General features: G+C 56.0%; 11 protein-coding genes. 10 read left to right on the plus strand and 1 reads right to left on the minus strand.

Translation table 11 applies throughout. The features are described 5' to 3' along the window. Positions 1 to 62 precede the first annotated feature (62 nt). From Poly51_RS10910 to Poly51_RS10920, 3 genes are all read left to right on the plus strand, one after another. A complete protein-coding gene (locus tag Poly51_RS10910; RefSeq protein ID WP_146457123.1) occupies positions 63 to 2,747 on the plus strand; it encodes a dockerin type I domain-containing protein in 2,685 nt (894 codons plus the stop codon). Between the two features lie 214 nt (positions 2,748 to 2,961). Beyond that, complete coding sequence (locus Poly51_RS10915; RefSeq protein ID WP_146457126.1) at positions 2,962 to 7,173, plus strand: Calx-beta domain-containing protein; 4,212 nt, start codon at positions 2,962 to 2,964, stop codon at positions 7,171 to 7,173. 90 nt (positions 7,174 to 7,263) lie between these two features. Further along, positions 7,264 to 7,662: a hypothetical protein gene (locus tag Poly51_RS10920; protein ID WP_146457129.1), complete on the plus strand. Its 399-nt coding sequence runs from the start codon at positions 7,264 to 7,266 to the stop codon at positions 7,660 to 7,662. A gap of 81 nt (positions 7,663 to 7,743) precedes the next feature. Here the strand turns inward: Poly51_RS10920 and pyk are convergent, their stop codons facing one another. Then, positions 7,744 to 9,192: a pyruvate kinase gene (pyk, locus tag Poly51_RS10925; RefSeq protein ID WP_146457131.1), complete on the minus strand. Its 1,449-nt coding sequence runs from the start codon at positions 9,190 to 9,192 to the stop codon at positions 7,744 to 7,746. A 153-nt stretch (positions 9,193 to 9,345) separates the two neighbouring features. Here pyk and Poly51_RS10930 point away from each other — a divergent pair, with 153 nt between their 5' ends. From Poly51_RS10930 to Poly51_RS10960, 7 genes are all read left to right on the plus strand, one after another. Then, complete coding sequence (locus Poly51_RS10930; RefSeq protein WP_146457133.1) at positions 9,346 to 10,194, plus strand: SDR family NAD(P)-dependent oxidoreductase; 849 nt, start codon at positions 9,346 to 9,348, stop codon at positions 10,192 to 10,194. A 121-nt stretch (positions 10,195 to 10,315) separates the two neighbouring features. Next, a complete protein-coding gene (gene xylA / locus Poly51_RS10935; RefSeq protein WP_146457134.1) occupies positions 10,316 to 11,635 on the plus strand; it encodes a xylose isomerase in 1,320 nt (439 codons plus the stop codon). A gap of 839 nt (positions 11,636 to 12,474) precedes the next feature. After that, positions 12,475 to 13,635: an acyltransferase family protein gene (locus Poly51_RS10940; protein WP_146457136.1), complete on the plus strand. Its 1,161-nt coding sequence runs from the start codon at positions 12,475 to 12,477 to the stop codon at positions 13,633 to 13,635. Between the two features lie 573 nt (positions 13,636 to 14,208). Further along, entirely contained in the window at positions 14,209 to 14,832 is a 624-nt protein-coding gene (locus Poly51_RS10945; RefSeq protein ID WP_146457138.1) for a hypothetical protein, read from the plus strand. Between the two features lie 265 nt (positions 14,833 to 15,097). Continuing rightward, on the plus strand, positions 15,098 to 17,929 hold the full coding sequence (locus Poly51_RS10950; RefSeq protein ID WP_146457140.1) for a WD40 repeat domain-containing protein: 2,832 nt from the start codon (positions 15,098 to 15,100) through the stop codon (positions 17,927 to 17,929). A 133-nt stretch (positions 17,930 to 18,062) separates the two neighbouring features. Then, on the plus strand, positions 18,063 to 18,446 hold the full coding sequence (locus Poly51_RS10955) for a BlaI/MecI/CopY family transcriptional regulator (RefSeq protein ID WP_146457142.1): 384 nt from the start codon (positions 18,063 to 18,065) through the stop codon (positions 18,444 to 18,446). Beyond that, positions 18,443 to 18,757: a hypothetical protein gene (locus tag Poly51_RS10960; protein WP_146457144.1), complete on the plus strand. Its 315-nt coding sequence runs from the start codon at positions 18,443 to 18,445 to the stop codon at positions 18,755 to 18,757. The genes Poly51_RS10955 and Poly51_RS10960 overlap by 4 nt, the downstream gene beginning before the upstream one ends. Positions 18,758 to 18,850 lie beyond the last annotated feature (93 nt).

Here is an 18,850-nt window from a genome sequence, read left to right on the forward strand (position 1 = left end):
TGCACCGATAACCCCATTGTCGTTCATCTCTCATCAATCCTTTTCCCAAGAGAAGCCTCCCCATGCCGAGACGGTTTCTATCGGCCCGACAAAGTGAACGGAGACGACGTCAGCTTAGGCGGCTGATGAACGTCCAGCGGTTGGAGACTCGGCAGTTGATGGCGGCGGATTCGATCGGCGTCACGCCCCAGGACACCGGGGAATTCTTACTCGGCAGCGTTGGCGTGACACCCGTCTTCTTGGAAAGCAACGGCGAGATCGATGCCGAGTCCCAGAACTGGACGGCGACCGAGATCGACGAAATGCTTGCGAAAGTCACCACGGGGGTCAATTGGTGGAGCGACACGCTGGATTCGCTCGACACGGTCCACGATCTGGAATTTGTGGTCGATGATACGTATGCACGAACCCCGTTTGAAACGCCTTACGAACCCATCGATCGCAGCACCGGTGCGCTCGACGAATACATCGGCCACTTTGTAACCGAACTCGGTTATGGCGACGCCCGATCAATCGAAGAAGCCGTCCAGAGGTTCAATCACGACCAACGACTCAAGTTGGGTACCGATTGGGCGTTCACGATTTTTGTCGCGGACTCGTCCGACGACCCCGATGGTCTTTTCGCGTCCGGCGGCAGCTTTTCGGGCGCCTTTGCGTTCGCCGGCGGTCTTTTCGTTGTCACTCCGTCGACTCGTCCGGCATCCACCATCACGCACGAAATGGGCCACATTTTTTGGGCCCGCGACGAATACCAAGGCGGCGGTTCCTACACTGACCGTCGCGGATACTACGACACCCAAAACCTGAATGCGGCCGATAATCCAAGTGAGGGATTTGTTCAAGAAATCAGCATCATGCGGGGCGGCGTCCCGCTGCAGTCGGCGTACGAGGCCCACGTCAGCCCCGCGGTCACCTTGGCGATGGTGGGTTGGCAGGACTCTGATGGCGACGGCATTTTTGATCTCGCCGATGTGCCGCACGCGATCAACGCCGTCGGTCACTTCGATGTGGAAACATCGCTGTATCAATTCACCGGAACCGCGTCCGCGGTGCCGCTGCGCAATCGAAACTCGTCGGGTGTCCAAAGCGACATCACGCTGGGCCGGATCAGCGAATTGCAATATCGATTGGACGATGGTGCTTGGACCGTCGCGGCCACGCCAGACTCGCAAGTCGCCTCGTTCGACGTTTCCGTGATGATCGACGAACCGTTTTCGACGATCGATTGGCGAGTGATCGACACCGCAACGGGCGTGACCAGCCCGCTTGTTTCAAGCACCCGCGCGGTCGCTGCGGTCGCCCCCGCCAGCATCGCTGGTGTCGTATTTTTTGACGAGAACGGCGACGGAATCAAATCGATCGACGAATCAACGCTTGCGATGACCCGGTTCGACGTCACTCGGCCGGACGGATCCCCCTTGTTCGGCGGACGGACCAGCGCGGATGATCTGGCTGACGGCGTCATTGATGACGCGGCAACCGGTTCAGTTTCGATTGCCGCCGATGGCCTGGTAAGCGACGAAGAAGCGGGCGCGTTTGTGATCGATGGTACCGATCAACGCGTGTTTCAATCGTTCGATTTGCAACGATCCCAGTGGATCCACCGCTGGTCGTCTCGCGTTGCCATGACCGCTGCGTTTGACGAAACCGTGGGCGATGTTTCGGTATCGTTTGTCGGACTCGACGAAACCAGTTACGGACGCGTCGAAGCCTTCGATAGCGACGGCAACTTGATCGGTCGACAAACTTCGGCCGCGATCGGCGAGGGACAATCCGTCGTTGTTGAAGTCACCGATCCACGCGGGTCGATCGCCAGCATTCGCGTGTTCGGTCACGCCAACACATCCGTCGCGATTTCAGCACTGGAATACGGCGTCAATCCATCAACGGGTGGCGCGCTGGTAACGACCGATGTTTCTGGGGCCTTGCGATTGGCGAATCTGCCCGATGGAACCTATTCGGTTTCGCTAGCTGCCGAACTGCCGATTCATTCCTTCGGTTCCACGCCGATCGAGGTTACCGTCTCGGGTGGCACCAGCTCTTTTGTGGTCGCCGGGGCGACGCGTGTAGACAGCCCTCGCTACAACGCGGCGAACCCCGCCGATGCGAACCAGGACGAGGAAGTCACCGCACGTGACGCCCTGGTCATCATCAACGACGTAACTCGCAACGGTTCCCGAATCTTGGACGCCACCGACACCGTCGGTTTTGATGTCGACGTCAACAACGACGGTTCGGTTTCAGCGCTCGACGCATTGGTGGTGATCAACGAATTGGCCCGACGACAGAACTCCGGTAACGGCGAGCACATCCGTACAGGTTCTGCGGACGAATTGATGCGTGCGTGGCCCGAACCCCTGCCGATCTCTGCGGATTCGCCCAAACAGGTGCCCCAAACAGCGTCCAAATACCTTTCCCAAACCGGTTCATCCGCCGCATCTTTGCCAATCGCCCAATCAGAAATGATTGCCAATGTCCGGCGAATGTTCAACTTTGACGGTTCAGAGGCCGTTGATGAAAGGGAGTACCACTGGGTAGCCGATACTACCTTCGGGGCAGATGGCCAGAACGAGTTGCAGCTTGGCGGTCGCGAAAGATTTTTAGAAATTTTCTCGAAACACGACCGCCAGACGGCTTCAAAAACCGGCGAAACCGGGACCAAGAGCACTTTGCCGCAGGAATACGGTGGATTGTTTACGACGATCGACCTCGATTTTCAGGAACCTTTGGGCGACTCAGCGCTCTAAGGAACAAGCCAAGGACCGAGGTCAATGAAGATTCCAAACTGTTTATTGATAAATGGGGAAGGCCAGGTAAGATAGGTCCGCTATTCGCTTTTTTCGGACACACTTTGTCCCTCGCTGAATTACCCTGGGCCGGATAGTTGGTCCAGCCCCTAGGTCCGACACCGCGTCGGTACTGAATTCCCCACGATTCCATTGCATCTTCCCGAGAAAACAGATGAGAAATCTGCGTCACCTGCTCAGCCGCTCCGGATTGCTTTCGAACGAGAAGCGGCAACGACGCTCCGACAAGCCGCGTCGGGGTGATGTCACCCAACGGCGCCTTGGCAACGAACTTCTGGAAAAACGGGAGTTGCTTGCAGGCGATATTCTTGCCTCCCAGCACAATTACTGGAACGGTTACGACGTCAACGACGACCAGCAGATCACGTCGCGTGACGCACTGGCCATCATCAACGAGCTAGGCCGCCAACGATCTGGCGAAGCCGAAGTCGCCGGCAACAGCGTAGACGCCGATGGGCCGCGGATGTTCTACGACGTCAACGCGGACAACCAGGTCAGCGCCACCGACGCCTTGATGGTGATCAACGCTCTGGGACGTGGCGAAGAAGTTGGCGAGTTGGTTGAGATCATGCTCAACGCTCGAACGACCAATGACGAATTGATCGCCACCGATGCTAGCGGAGCCATCAATGTTGACGTGGGTCAGTTCTTTGACCTGGAAGTCAGCTACGACGACCTGCGAACATTCAATAGCCGATTGGGCGTGTTCCAACTGTTCACCGACATCGAAACGTTTGATGCTGCTGGCAACCGAGTAACCGGCGCGATCTCGCCAGTGCTCAACGAGACTCAGCGACTCATCATCGATGAAGACATTTTGACCGTCGGCTCGGACAGCGTCACTTTCACGATTCCAGAATTGCCGGCTGGTGCTGCGAGCGGTGCGGTAACCACTTATGTTTCGCCGATCAATGATTTCGGCAATAACTCGCGTGGCGAAATCACCAACGCACTTTTGGCGTTCGGTTACACCGCCACCGAATTCACCGTCGATCCGCTTTCGTTCGACAACAGCGATTTGGGCTTCCAAGTTCACTGGGTCGGTGACAAGTTCGCCAACATAAACCTGCCTAACATTGCCGTTGACGTCAATGAAACCAACGCCGCGGACACGATCGCGACGCAGACGCAAGAGTTTGCTCCGTTCTTGGCCGACGGCACGACACCGAACAGCGCTGCGGTTCAGTTCAACATCAACGCATTCAGCCGAACATTCAACACGAACGAAGAGTATTACTCGTCGTTGAATCGTGGCCAATTCGATGGTGCGATCGGTTTCACCGACATCGGCGGTTTGGCCAGCCAAGTGCCGCTGCAGGGTGGTGGTATTCCCGACGTCACTGACGACGGCAACTTCATCGAGCCGTTCGACGCGTTCAGCGTTCGCGTGTTTGTGAACCAACCCGTATCCGGATTGCGCTTGCAATTGACGCCGGGCGAAGATCGCGAAGCCACGTTGCTGTTCGGCCGCGATGACTTTGTTCCGCAAGACTTGGTTTTGATCGAAGACGTCGATTCCAACAGCAACGGAACGGCCCAGTTGATCGTCAACGCGGGCACCGTCACGAATCAACCAGGCGTGTTCTCGATTTCGCCAGCAACCGTTTCGGTAGGCGAAGCGGGCGGCATGGCGACGCTGACTGTCACCCGAGCAAGTGGCAGCGACGGTGCCGTTTCCATCGATTTTGCGACCGCCGATGGTACGGCTTTGGCAGGCATGGATTACACCGCCACGACCGGAACATTGAACTTCCTGGCCGGCGAAACGTCCAAGGTGATCAACGTCCCGATCAACAACGATACCGCAGCCGAATCGAACGAAACATTCACGCTGACCTTGAGTAACCCCGGTGGCGGAGCAACGCTCGGAACAGCCGTTGTGTCGACCATCACGATCACCGACAACGACACCGCCCAAACGCCCGGTGTTCTATCGATCTCGCCGGCTACCGTTTCGGTTAGCGAAGGCGCCGGCACTGCGACCTTCACGGTCAATCGCGCCAGTGGCAGCGATGGAGCCGTCACGGTCATGTTCGCAACCGCCAACGGAACCGCAACGGCTGGGTCGGATTACACCGCATCCAGCGGCACGCTGAACTTTGCCGATGGCGAAGTGTCCAAGACGATCACCGTCAACATCACCGATGACACCGACGTCGAATCGGCCGAAACATTCACCGTCACGTTGAGCGCACCGACCGGCGGTGCAACGCTGGGTACCAGCACCGTCTCAACCGCGACGATCACAGACAACGACTCGGTTGCTCCGGGTGTGCTGTCGATCTCCCCAGCTACGGTCACCGTCGCCGAAGGTGCGGGCAATGCAACCTTCACGGTCACACGTGCAAGTGGCAGCGATGGCGCCGTGTCGGTTGCCTTCGCGACCGCTAACGGAACGGCGACTGCCAGTTCGGACTACACCGCGACCAGCGGAACGCTGAGCTTTGCTGCGGGAGAAACGTCGAAGACGATCACCGTGCCGATCATCGACGACACCGCGGTCGAATCGAACGAAACATTCACCGTCACAATCAGTGGCCCGACCGGCGGGGCAACGTTGGGAACCGCAACGGTTTCCACCGCTACCATCACGGACAATGACACCGCAGCCACGCCCGGCGTGCTGTCGATCGCTCCGGTAACGGCTACGGTTGGTGAAGGTGCGGGTAACGCGACCTTCACGGTCAGCCGTGCCAACGGCAGCGACGGTGCCGTCACGGTCGCCTTCGCAACGGCCAACGGAACAGCCACCGCCGGTTCGGACTACACCGCGACGAGCGGTACTCTGAGCTTTGCTGCTGGCGAAACTTCCAAGACGATCACCGTGCCGATCATCAACGACACGGCTGTTGAATCAAACGAGACTTTCACGGTCACGATTAGCAGCCCCACCGGCGGCGCGACTCTGGGCACCGCAACGTCATCGACCGTCACGATCACGGACAACGACGTCGCACCAATTCCCGGCACGCTTTCAATCTCGCCCGCGACGGTTTCGGTCGGTGAAGCAGCCGCTTCGGCAACCTTCACCGTCAACCGCACCGGCGGCAGCGACGGCGCAGTTTCGGTTGCCTTCGCAACGGCCAATGGCACCGCGACAGCAGGATCCGACTACACCGCCAACAGCGGCACCTTGAACTTCGCTGCGGGTGAAACATCGAAGACGATCACCGTTGTGATCATCGAAGACACCAACGACGAGTCGAACGAAACATTCACTGTCACCCTGAGCAGCCCGACCGGCGGTGCAACACTTGGATCGGTCGTTTCCTCGACCGCGACCATCGTTGACAACGACGACCCGGCTGTGAATGTTCCGCCGACGGCCAACCCCGACACGGCCACCGTGTTCACTGGCCGAACGACGAACATCACCGTCCTGGCCAACGACAGCGCCGGACCTGCGGGCGAACCGCAGGCTTTGACGGTCACCGCCGCGAGCTCACCAGGCGGCACCGTCACCATCAACGCGAACGGAACGTTGGCCTTCACCCCGACCGCCGGTGTGACCAACACGACGATCTCTTACACCATTCGCGATACCGAAGGCGCAACGGCAACGGGCACAGTGACCGTCACCGTTCAGACTGCTCAACTCTCAAGAATCACCGGTGCCGTGTTCATCGACAATGTCATGAACCTTAACGATGTCATCGATAAGGGCGCAACGCCTCAACGTGACGGCATGATGGGAGCAGGCGAAACCGGGTTCAGCGGTATCGCAGTTCGCTTGACCGACTCGACGGGTGCGACCGTAGCGACCGTTCACACGGGTGCTCATGGCTCGTACACGTTTGATCAGGTCGCCCCAGGCTCGTACACCGTGGTTTACGATCTTCCCGAGACACTCAATCCGATCGGCGCGACTTCGGCGACCGTGAGCGTTGGCTCATCGGGATCGTCGACGATCTCCGTCGCCAACATGGCGCTTTACGGCACGAAGGGATCACCACTCGAGAACTTGGACATCCTGGCATCGAGCTACTTGCGAACGAATCAAACAGACGCCGCGGATAGCAACCAAGGCCGCGAGGGCGGTTCGGTGGCACTCAACGGATCGACGGGTGTTCAAGAGTATTTGGTACTGGGCGAAGGATACGACGACATTTCAGCTGTCGAATTCGTTCTGTCGGACTCCGGCGACTCTGCCCTGTTGATCATCGTTGATGGAAACGGCTCAGATGAGTCGACGACGAGGATCGCTCGACTGTCTGCAGCCGACTTCGTCATCAGCGCCGATGGTCGTGGCGTTCAGTTCTTTGGTGCCAAGGACGACTTCACATTCACTCCAGCACAGAGCGGATCGATCAGCCAAGAGTTTTCGAATTACCAAGCGGCCATCGATCGTCTGATGTCGGAAATGTAAGCCTCGCTCTTCAAAGCGAAAACAGTTAAAAACGAACCCCGGGCGAGAAATCGTCCGGGGTTTTTGTTTTGTCCTCCAAAGAGCGTTGCCATGCACGTCATTCGATTGCGAAGGCCCTGGCGTAAACTCGGCCCCGATGGAATCGAATTGCGAGTCGACGTCCCGGAACACCCGTACGAATCACTTTCGCCTTCGTCGGCACCGCTGGGACAAGCAACCCTTTACGAGCGAAGCTTCAACTCGCCGTCGGGGATCGATGCGGATACAAAAGTCTTGCTGCGAATCGAGTCTTGGGAAGGCCGACTGACGACCGTCACCGTGAACGATCAGATCATCGCGACCAACGTCGAGCGTCCCGGAATCGACATCGACGTATTACCGGTACTGCGACCCAACAATCGTCTGATCATCACATTGGAATCAGCCAACGAAAGCGAACCGAGACTCTCAGGCGGCGTTTCACTGCTGATCTCGGCGGAGCCCTCGTAGAATGGACTCCCAGTCCGTTCATTGTTCGACCGTCTGACGAAAACCGGAACTCTGGCGAGTCCGGCTAAGGGAAAACCCTGCTCACGGAACCGTGTGCACCACAACCAAATTGTGAGCTTTCTTGATCACGCCTGTGCCGGTGACCAAAACGATGTGGTCGCCGCGTTTTAGCCCGCCGTGGTCGCGTCCCCATTGGCAGACCACATCGATCAAGGTCGAAGTCTCATCAAGCCGATTCACGTAAACCGGCTTGATCCCCCACAACAAATTCATTCGTCGCAGCGTTTCGATCGAGTCCGACGCGCCCAATGTGGGAATCAGACTGCGACTTTGACTTTCGACCCAAGCCGTGTTGCCGCTACGTGTCGCGATGACAATCAACTTCGCTTGGATCGATTCGGCGATCTCCGTCGCTGCGACCGTGACGGCGGTGGTGATCGGATGCACGCGGTGGGTGTCGATCTGTCGCTGCCTGCCTGCCGCTCGGTTTCGTGACCGCAACATGTCCCGCTCGGTCGCCCGCATGATGCGGTTCATCATCCGAACCGATTCGATCGGGTACTCACCGATCGCGGTTTCGCCGCTAAGCATGCAAGCGTCGGCGCCATCCAGAATGGCGTTGGCAACATCGCTGACTTCGGCGCGCGTCGGCCGCGCACTGTGGTGCATCGATTCCAACATCTGTGTCGCCACGATGACCGGTGTCGCCCTTTGCTTACAGACGCGGATGATTCGTTTCTGAGCAACGGGCGTTTCCGCGACATCGATTTCGACGCCCAAGTCGCCCCGCGCGACCATCACACCGTCGGTCGCGTCAACGATTTCTTCCAAGTTTTCCATCGCCTCGGGCTTTTCGATCTTGGCAATGACGATAGCTTGCGATTGATGCTCGGCGAGCAATCGTTTCAGACCGAGCACATCTTCGGCGCTGCGAACAAACGACAAACTCACCAAGTCGATTCCGTTTTGTGCAGCCCAAATCGCATTGTCGATGTCGTCGGGAAGCAGCGCCGATACCGACAACTTGACGCCGGGCAAGTTGATGCCTTGGCGACTGCGGATGGTGCCTTCGGCGACAACCACGCACTCCGCGCGGTCGCTCGTGACCGATTCGACTCTTAATCCCACGGCGGCGTCCGCCAACATCACTTGATCGCCGGGCTCCAATTCGTCGACCAAACGTTCGTAAGAACTAGTAAGCTCGTTGGCGACCGTGCTGACGTCGCCTCGAATCAGGCTGACCCGTTGGCCGATCGAACACCTCATCGGGTCCGTCACCAGCGTGCCCAATCGAATTTTCGGACCCGCCAGATCCAGCAGCACGGCGGCATGAAAGCCCACTCGCTGCGATGCTTCGCGAATGTCGGCAAGGACTTGGGCATGTTCCTGGCGACTACCGTGCGCGGTGTTGATGCGGAAAACATCGACGCCCGCCTCGATCATTGCCGACAATCGATCGACGCCGCTACATGCCGGACCGACCGTCGCAACGATCTTGGTACACGCTTCATGGATTGACGGTCTCGACATGGTATTCTCGCGTAAGGAATGATTGCCCGAAGTGCCGCAGCGATACACCGTTGGAGTTGTTTCGGACGGTTGGCTACACTTGTGTACCCTCCCCTGCCCTGCTCTCTCTGTCAGGCTGCTCTCTCTGTCCACCTCCAACACAACGCAACCCGAATGCATTTGAAAACAGTTCAAACGCCTGTTGCAGTCGTGACGGGAGGATCCGCGGGACTGGGCTTGTGCATCGCCCAAGTCTTGGCTGCTAAAGGATACCGTGTCGTGATCGTCGGACGCGATGCCGATCGCATTGAAAAAGCATGCCAAGCGATCGCGTCCAGCCTTGGCGGCGATTCCGTCGACAATGTCCCACTAGGAAAAACCGCCGACGTTACGGAATCCAGCGAAGTTGGCGAGCTGTTTCGGTTTGTGAAGACCAAATTCGGACGTTTGGATGTGTTGGTCAACACGGTCGGCACCAGCGACCGGGGCCTGCTGGAGAACCTGGCCCAGGACCGCCTTCACACGCTTTGGCAACAGAATGTGGTTTCTTCGCTATTGTGCAGCCAATACGCAATTCCAATGTTGGAAACAACGGGCGGCGTGATTGTCAACATTGGTTCGCTGGCGTCCAAAGTGGGTGCTCGTTACATCGGCGGTTACGCAATCGTCAAACACGCTCTGGCCGGTATGACTAGCCAGATGCGGTTGGAACTGAAACCTCGAGGCATCCACGTTGCGCTGGTCAGTCCCGGACCGATCCGCCGCGCCGATGCGGGCAATCGCTACACACAGCAACTCAACGAAAACTTGCCCGACCAAGCGGCCAAACCGGGCGGCGGCGCCCGACTGAAGGGTCTGTCGCCCGAACGCGTCGCTGCCGCCGTCGTCCGCTGCATCCAGCGACGCACGCCCGACGTGGTGATGCCCGGCTATCTACGTCCCCTGATTGCGATCGGCCACGCCTTTCCGCGACTTGGCGACTGGTTACTGCTGAAATTCACGTCGTCGAAGAGCCCAGATTGAAGACGACGGAAGGGCGTGGAATCACCCTACACCCGGTTGCCGACGGTGCGTGACGAGCCGATACTTTGTCTCCAGCTTTTGATTCCCGCACTCCATCCCGCCCCAACACGGAACACCGCCGATGAGCGCCTTTGCCGACATTCCTAAAATCCAATACGAAGGCCCCAAAAGCGATAATCCCCTCGCCTTTCGTTGGTACAACCCCGACGAAGTGATCGAAGGCAAAACGATGAAGGACCACCTGCGGTTCTCGATCGTTTACTGGCACACGTTTCGCGGCACCGGCGCCGATCCGTTCGGTCCCGGCACGGCGGATCGTCCTTGGGACGACGGCAGCGAGTCGGTCAAGAACGCGCAAACACGAGCCCGCGTGGCCTTCGAGTTGTTCGAAAAATTGCAAGCGCCGTTCTACGCCTTTCACGATCGTGACGTTGCACCCGAAGGCGCGTCGTTGGCCGAATCGAACAAGAACCTCGATGCCGTCGCCGATGTGTTGGAAGAAGAACAAAAACGCAGCGGTGTGAAGTTGCTGTGGGGCACCGCCAACATGTTCTCGAACCCCCGCTTCATGCACGGCGCTGCAACGACTTGCAACGCCGACGTATTCGCGTACGCGGGCGCTCAAGTCAAGAAAGCCATGGAAGTCACCCACCGACTCGGCGGCCAGAACTATGTGTTCTGGGGCGGACGCGAAGGCTACCAAAATCTCTACAACACCGACATGAAACGTGAACTCGACCACCTCGGTCGCTTCTTCCACATGGCGGTCGACTATGCCAAGAAGATCGGTTTCAAAGGTCAATTCTTGATCGAGCCCAAACCCAAAGAACCGACCAAGCACCAATACGACAGCGACGCGGCCGCGTGCATGAACTTCCTTCGCACGTATGGATTGGAGGATCACTTCAAGTTGAATCTCGAAACCAATCACGCGACATTGGCCGGTCACACGATGATGCACGAGATCGATTACGCGGGCATGCAAAACGCCTTGGGCAGCATCGACGCCAACACGGGCGACATGTTGCTGGGTTGGGACACCGACCAATTCGGAACCGACTACTACCTGACCACGCAAACGATGTACTACATCCTCAAGCACGGCGGCTTGGGCAGCGGCGGTGTGAACTTCGACGCCAAGGTTCGCCGCGAATCGTTCGAGCCGATCGATCTGTTCTATGCCCACATCGGCAGCATGGACGCCTATGCGAAAGGCTTGAAGATTGCCGCCGCCATTCGCGCCGACAAAGCATTGGAAGGTTTCGTCGCCAAACGATACGCGTCGTTCGACGAAGGCATCGGCGCAAAGATCGAAGCCGGATCCGTCGGACTTTCCGAACTGGAAACGTACATGCTGGAAAAAGGCGAAGCCGCCCCCAACGTCAGCGGCCGCCAAGAGATGCTCGAAAACTTGGTCAACAAGTACATCGACCGCGTTTAGCTGGGCGGATATTGAGAGCATTCTGAACGAAACGCACGTTGCGGTAGCAATATTTTGATCGGACCTCCGAGTCGCAATCGAATGCTCTCCAAATTGATCCATGGGTTATGAAAGTTCACCAGTCAAGATTGGCGAATCTTTCAATGAAGTAGCGAAAACGATTCATATCCAAGAAAGTTTTCAAAACTTTTCGAAATATCGATGCGAAGTTTGCCAGTGGCAAAGTGCAGCAAATCGTAGGAGTCAGCGATATGACTTTTAACCATTGTCGAAGCCAGGCAGACTCCAGGGCAATCACGCGTCGATTTCTTCAAAAAACGGTTCGAACTCTGGCAAAGACTGCGATCCGTTGAATCGACCACTTGCCGCAAAAGCGGACATTGCGAAAGATGGCGAAATTTCAAGTCACGCCCAAGTATTTGGCGGCGGCGTGATTCAAACTGCGAACGATCCGCGAGGCATCCGTTTTTACTCGTCGAGCGAGAAAGGCAACTGGCAGTCCGTAGCGTTAGTAAAAATTCCGCAACATTGAACGCGAATTTGCAAGTTTCGACGTGCGATTGCCCTGGCCCCTCAACCTACCTTTCAAAACGTCCGGTACGGGAAATTGGGACGATCCAGTGCCAGGTGCAAGTACTGTCTCTCGATTCGAGCAAATTGGCGCTGCAGCTTTGCCAATAGACGCAACGTACAACCTCTGTCGGCCAGCGTGCCTTAACCAACACGCGACATAACAGGGGCGACGTTGTTGAAACTGACCACGGAACGATACCATCGCAAAACGATCTACTCGCCAGCTACTGTGACTTGACGGATGACGGGACAATGAGAACATCAACATGAAAAATCAGCACACAAACACAGTTTCCAGTTCATCCGACTCCAGTCGACGGTTCTTTGGAAGCCTCGAATCCGTCCGATTTATTTGTGCTGCTACCGTCGCCTTTTTTCACGCGACGTGGGTGTCTCATGTAACGTATCTACGCCCCTTTCAAAACGCATGGGTTCTCGTGGATTTCTTTTTCGTTCTCTCAGGATTCGTCATTTTCAACGCCTATGGTCGCATGGACCGATCGTTAGGTTCATCAGTTTCGTTCGTAATCAAGCGAATTTTCCGCCTCTATCCTTTGCATTTCGCAACCCTCCTCGGGGTTGGCGTCATTCAGTTCATCGCTTGGAAATTCCTGGGCAAGGAAGACCCTTTTGGTGGTGACTGGCTATATCTTCTAACGCTAAATTTGACGATGTCGCATGCAATCGGGCTGGCCGAACAGCCGATTTTGAATATCCCCAGCTGGTCGATAAGCACGGAATTTTATGCATACCTTGTGTTTCTATTTGCATGCATTCTTGCTCGGACCGCGATGATCCGAATGCTGATACTGGCGAGTTTAGCGTGCGTCGGATTTGTTGCCATGAGGGTCTACCATCAAGAGTACGGCCTGCTTCTGCCCGTCACGGCTTCACTTGCGAGGTGTATCTTTAGCTTTGGCTTGGGAGTCCTCACCTTCAGTGTTTTCGACAAACACAATGATGGGTGGTCCGCTCTTACATCGACTATTGTCTTGTGCTGCTGTTTTATTTTCAGCGTGGTGATGATGGCATCTTGCGACCCAAAGTCAGCCTACCTTTTGTCAATGCCTTTTTGCTTTGCAATGTCCATTTATGCCTTGGTGAAAGATTCAGGGTCCTGGATAAGTCGCGCCCTGGAAGCAAAGTGGTTGCTTTACATGGGCAAAAGAAGCTATTCCATTTATCTCAACCATGTGATGGTACTGATGCTGGTAAGTTTTGCGGTGTCACAATTCTCTAAGGGGAAAATTGACGTTGGCCATTTGCAAAGCTTGCATCAGATCAACGTCTGGGCTGGTGATGCATGCCTCCTTGTTTATTTGATTTCCCTCACACTTGTTTCCGTTATTACGTACCGTTGGATCGAAGAACCAGGCCGACTAAAAGGGAAAAAGTTCGCTGACGCAGCGAAGCGTTTTTTAGGGTAAACAAAGCGAACTCAAGACGCAGTTGCTTGCCGTTCGGGAAACGGTCTTGGTAAATTCAAATCTGCTGGGCCAGAGTTTCCGGGATCATGGAGATGCCGGTAATCGATCCCAAGTGCCCCGACGGCTAAGCACTGCTGAATGTCATCAAGCAGATGCCAAATACAAGCTGCTGCATTAGCAGCGTCTAGCGACAGGGAAAGTTTCAAGCGACTCCGCTTCGAAAGAAACATGAGCCAATTCGAAGAAGCCTGGACGCAAGAGCGGCGACGAGCACGACAAGCCGGAGGGGTGCACGGAGCGAACAGCCGTCCGGACGCGATCTTCGTGCTACGCCGGAAACGATTCATTGCGTATCGAAAGCTGATGCCTGCGGCCAACAGACTGATAGGGGCGCAAGATATGTTTCGGATGAATTGCGTATCGCTCTGAGCCAGGATCGAACACAGTTGATGGACCAAGCCTTAGCAGCTTTTGAAAGAGACGATCGCCCATGATGGTTCGGCTAGCAGTTTTCGCGGTAACATGATTGCGTGACAAGGACTATCGCATTGGTGATCATCGGAGAGAATCGGGATGAGCGACGACGGAGAATCGGTTGACCACGCGGTTCCGGCCAAAGACACGCTGCAGTTTCGGCTATCGTCCATCTTTGTCGTGACGCTGGTGGCGACCATTCTGGCCGCGTTCTTGAGTGCCCGTGGGCATGACATGATGCTGGCCGGAGTGGTGACGACGATTGCGAGTGCCGCATTCGCATTGGCTCTGGGGCGGCTACGGCCTCCGCGGATTGATCGTGTGTTCTGGGGTGTAGTCGTTGCGGCGATGATGCAAGTCGTGGCTTCGGAAGTGACGTTGCTTGATCGACAAGCCGGCGTCTATGCCTGGCCCATCGTCGCGGGCTTCGCAGCCGTTGTCGCCGCCGGTCGCTCGCCGCTTTACCGGCGAATGCTAATCGCGGCATTGACCGCAGCCATTCTGATCCTGCCCTACGTGATCTACTTTTGCGGCCGCCCCGAAGCTGTCGTTCCCTACGTGATCTGCGCAGCGATTGGCGGCGCGCTGTTGACGTTCATGATCGACGCCGTTCGCTGGCTCGAAGCCAGATTTCGAGTCCCGCAACCACTGGTCGGCATCTCGCTGGTCCTTGCCGCCATGGCATTTGCCACCGTAGCTCAGAGAGTGATTCCCGGTTGGTAGACATTCACTGTTGCGGACGACACATCGTTGGTTATCGATGGTCCGCCACTCTAGCCCGAACACTGATCATCCTGGACCCGTCTCTGATCCCACGAGGCTGATGCAATCCGTTTACAATTTAGCGGCGGACACGGAATCAGCATTCCTTACGGTGACCGAATGGCGGCAATCCAATGCGATGGACGCCTTCCTTTCGTTCCTCAATCGGGAATCAATATTACCTTCCGCACTTCCCCACGCTTCGTGCTGAAACAGGAACAGCGTCATGCACATCAGACAAGTACTGCCGCGTTGCTTTGAATTGATTTGTGGACTAATGCTGACCGTGAGTTGGATCGTTTTTCAAAAGCACTTGGCTCCCGACAACACTTGTTCTCTGGGGTGGTGCAGCCCCGATCAAACGCAGTCTTTGACCCAGGAGTCTTCAAAGCTCGCGTCCGAGCGTTTGGTCGTGACTGAAACGAAGACTGCTGAGGCCCCGCAACCCGCTGTCGTCGGCAAAGACCTTCAACCTTACCTAGCCGAAGGTTCGCGTCAAATTGGCCGACCACTTTCGACACTCAAAGTCCCCATGGAGGCGGGCAGTGACTTGGTGTTTCCGGCAACCTTGTCAACGTTTGTCGTCAACACGAATTCATCGAAGCAGTGGCAACTGATCAACCTGATCAATGGTGACGCTTCGCCTGTCCATTCGTTGCCGTCAACCGGCAATGCGGTGTCGCTGAGTCCCGACGGAAGCATGCTGGCGGTCCAAAACAACAAAGAAGGGAACCGCATTGATCTGTTGGATACCGACGATGGGAAACTGATTCGATCATTTGGACAAGCGGATAAATTGCCAAGATTGGAATGGAGCGGATTTGCAACCGACGAACATTTCATTGCCATGGCCGAAGAGTCTGATCAGATCGAAGTGTACGTGTACAACCTTCCGTCGGGCGAGCAGATGCATTCCCGGACTATCCGGCGGACCCAGAGTTCGCGGACGGGAAATCAACGAATCATGGCAGTTAGCGGGCAAGGCACTTACTACGCGGTGGCATTGGGCGCTGAAGTGCATGTGTACCGAGTCGCGGACGGTTCGCCGATCAGACAGTTCTCGCTCGTCCAACCAAAGTCGTACGGAAGCGAAGATGGCTATCGCATCTATGGTGTTTGCTTCAGCAGCGATGGATCGGAACTGACCGTTACCTACGAACGGCAATCAAGACCATTTCTTGTTTCATTTGACATAGCGAATGCCTCACGGCGACTGGATCGACAACACAGCGATCACAGTTATGGCCGGATGTCGCATACATCCGAATCAAGTTTGCAACCGCACCCCGACGGATCAGGTTGGTTTCTAGGACCAGGATTTTTCATCGATGGCGAAACGGGGGCACCCTACTGGAAGTCGCCGCCGATCGAATCCGAGTGTCGAATTTTGACCCCCGACCACATGATTGTGTCGCTCACGCGCTCGAAAGAACTGATCTGCGTGAACCCTCGCAATCCGCAATCGGCCCAAGCATTGGCCGCAATCCGCAAGTCCGTGTCCGAACGGGTTCCCAATCGAGTCACACCCGCAAAAATAACGTTCCATTCGCCACCGCCGCCATTAACCACGCGTGATGTCAAACCGTTACAGCCGCATCCTCGCGTCACCGCAGATTTCCTCGTGGATGCCATTCCGCCACAGAAAGTCATTTCAAACACTCGCCAGTTCGTCGCGATGTCTCGCAAGTATGAAAATCCTTCGGCAAGCTATCAGGGACCGCTTCCATCACATCAGTCGAATACCGCAGAAATTTGGTCGCTCGAAAAGCCAATGCGGCTGCATCAAGTCCAACTGCCATTCGATTGTGACATCGAAGACATCAGCCACGATGGATCGATGTTCGTCACCATCAAGCACGGCCGAAAGATCGACGTTTGGGCGCCCGGAATCAAGTTGCACGCATGCGGCTGGGTCCATCACCCAGCGGACAGTGCTACGTTTATCCGCCGAAACTTAGTTTTGACCGAGTCAAAATCGAATACTACCGTGCTGTGGAAGTTGCCCGAGTGCGTTCCGCAGGCCATCCTGACGCTTACGGGGGCTCGCTTGTTGACCATGACTCCCGACCGACGCTATGCCATCTTTGCGTTGAAAAATATCGAACTTGAACCCGATGACGATCAGGGCTCTCGCCAAGACATGTCTTTACAGGTTTTCGATACCCAGGAACTTCGATGGACAGGACCACTAACAGCCGATGGCGCAATTCGAACAAACATCGGTAGCGGAATGCGAGTTATTTTTAGCGACGAAGGATCAAAGTTTGCTGTCGTAGATTCTTCCTCATCGAGTAGCGCCGTCGCCCAGAATGCCCTGAGAACGCGAGCGGTACGGGTCCGAGTCTATGATTGGGTTTCCGGTCAACTGACGTCCGAGGCCGCGTTTCCGAATCCAGCCAACGGTGTCCTCAAAGTCACCTTCTCACTTTTGGACGACGGTAGACTCATCGGATCTTTCCGGTCTTACACCCAGCTCTTTATCTATGTAATGGATCCCGCCAACAAAAACATTCTCGAGATCAACGATGGCACACAGCCTGACTTAAAAACGATTCGTGATGAGCCATCGGGCCCATTGGCGGAACGGCTTCATCAACCATTTTGGTTCGACGCTGCCGATGCCCAGACGTCCAAATACCGAGTCGCCTCGAAGCCGCTGTTGCATCAATCGATTCCCAAGACCGGAACGCCAGTTGATCCCCTGTTGGTTATCCAACGTGGGCAGCCGATTGAGTTGCAAATGGATGGTGAGTTGAAGCCCTATCACGCAGTTGCCGAAAAGGAAATCGCCAGGTGGGGCTATCACGTTGGCCCATCCAGCACGAAGCTCATCGTAAAGCCGAAGAACTTTGGACTGATGATGAGATACATCCAGCTAGCCGATGGACGAGCGTTTTACCATCGCAACGTCGGGATCGTGTTGAATGTGGAGAAAACGAAGCAGCTTCCGAGTCTGGTGGCGGTACTGACCACAGAACTTCCTCCAGCGATCCCAAACGCAGACTGGGAGAAAAGCGTACCGAAGGAAACCATTTCGTTTCGCAACGAATCCCGTTGATCCACGGGAACTCGATGAAGAGCGTTCGTAACAATATGAAGATTCTTCTGCACATTGGATCTCGACAACGGCTCCAATGTGTGGAAAGCTCTGCACATCGTTGATTGAAGCTTCATCGCTTCGAGCCGATTCTATGCCGCAGTTCACAGCGGGCGAATTCGAAGTCATGCAGCTCTTGTGGGAGCACGGTGCGATGAAACCCGCCGAAATCCAGGCCGTGTTTCCGTGTGAGATTAAGAACGCAGCACTCCGCTCGGTGCTGGCGATTCTCGTCGAGAAAGACCACGTCACTCGGCGGCAAGTTGGCAAGGCGTTTGTTTATAGCGCCAAGACGCGGCGACAACGTGCGTTCCGCACCATGATCGCCGATCTCGCGGACCAGTTTTGCGAAGGGTCGACCCGCACGCTGCTGTTCAATCTCGTGAAGTCCGAAAAACTCTCCGATGACGACATCGCCGAATTGAAACGGCTTGCCAAAGATACGTCTACCTCCCAAAAACGGAAGAAGAAATCATGAGTGCCACCACTTTGTTCTCTCGTTGGGTTGAGTCCTTTGTCGATGCACCTTGGATCGTCACGGCGCTGTTGAAAATGACGATCGTGTTGATGATCGCTTGGACGCTTCATTTTGCTCTTCGCCAAGCGAACCCTCGTTGGCGCGTTATCCTTTGGCGGTCGGCCATCATCGGCGTGCTCGCGGTCGCCACGCTCGATGCCGTTCGGATCGCCTCGTTGTCCTGGGAGATTGCATCGCCAGTGATTCGCGATGCGAACAGCTTATCGGAAGCAGCGGGGTGTGGTCTCTTCAGGGCGCAGTTTGACGGTTGATTGAGGTGCGTCGGTTTCGCGGCATTGCGTAACCTCGGATTGGTGTTTCAGAACAAGGGCGTCCCGCGTCACACTGATGTTGCAAAACAAAAA

Source organism: Rubripirellula tenax, assembly GCF_007860125.1.
GTDB classification, from domain to species: Bacteria; Planctomycetota; Planctomycetia; order Pirellulales; family Pirellulaceae; genus Rubripirellula; species Rubripirellula tenax.

Excerpts from the sequence above, each read along its gene's own strand:
- Poly51_RS10910 (WP_146457123.1), top strand. The coding sequence starts at position 63 with ATGCCGAGACGGTTTCTATCGGCCCGACAAAGTGAACGGAGACGACGT.
- Poly51_RS10915 (WP_146457126.1), top strand. The coding sequence starts at position 2,962 with ATGAGAAATCTGCGTCACCTGCTCAGCCGCTCCGGATTGCTTTCGAAC.
- Poly51_RS10920 (WP_146457129.1), top strand. The coding sequence starts at position 7,264 with ATGCACGTCATTCGATTGCGAAGGCCCTGGCGTAAACTCGGCCCCGAT.
- pyk (WP_146457131.1), bottom strand. The coding sequence starts at position 9,192 with ATGTCGAGACCGTCAATCCATGAAGCGTGTACCAAGATCGTTGCGACG.
- Poly51_RS10930 (WP_146457133.1), top strand. The coding sequence starts at position 9,346 with ATGCATTTGAAAACAGTTCAAACGCCTGTTGCAGTCGTGACGGGAGGA.
- xylA (WP_146457134.1), top strand. The coding sequence starts at position 10,316 with ATGAGCGCCTTTGCCGACATTCCTAAAATCCAATACGAAGGCCCCAAA.
- Poly51_RS10940 (WP_146457136.1), top strand. The coding sequence starts at position 12,475 with ATGAAAAATCAGCACACAAACACAGTTTCCAGTTCATCCGACTCCAGT.
- Poly51_RS10945 (WP_146457138.1), top strand. The coding sequence starts at position 14,209 with ATGAGCGACGACGGAGAATCGGTTGACCACGCGGTTCCGGCCAAAGAC.
- Poly51_RS10950 (WP_146457140.1), top strand. The coding sequence starts at position 15,098 with ATGCACATCAGACAAGTACTGCCGCGTTGCTTTGAATTGATTTGTGGA.
- Poly51_RS10955 (WP_146457142.1), top strand. The coding sequence starts at position 18,063 with ATGCCGCAGTTCACAGCGGGCGAATTCGAAGTCATGCAGCTCTTGTGG.
- Poly51_RS10960 (WP_146457144.1), top strand. The coding sequence starts at position 18,443 with ATGAGTGCCACCACTTTGTTCTCTCGTTGGGTTGAGTCCTTTGTCGAT.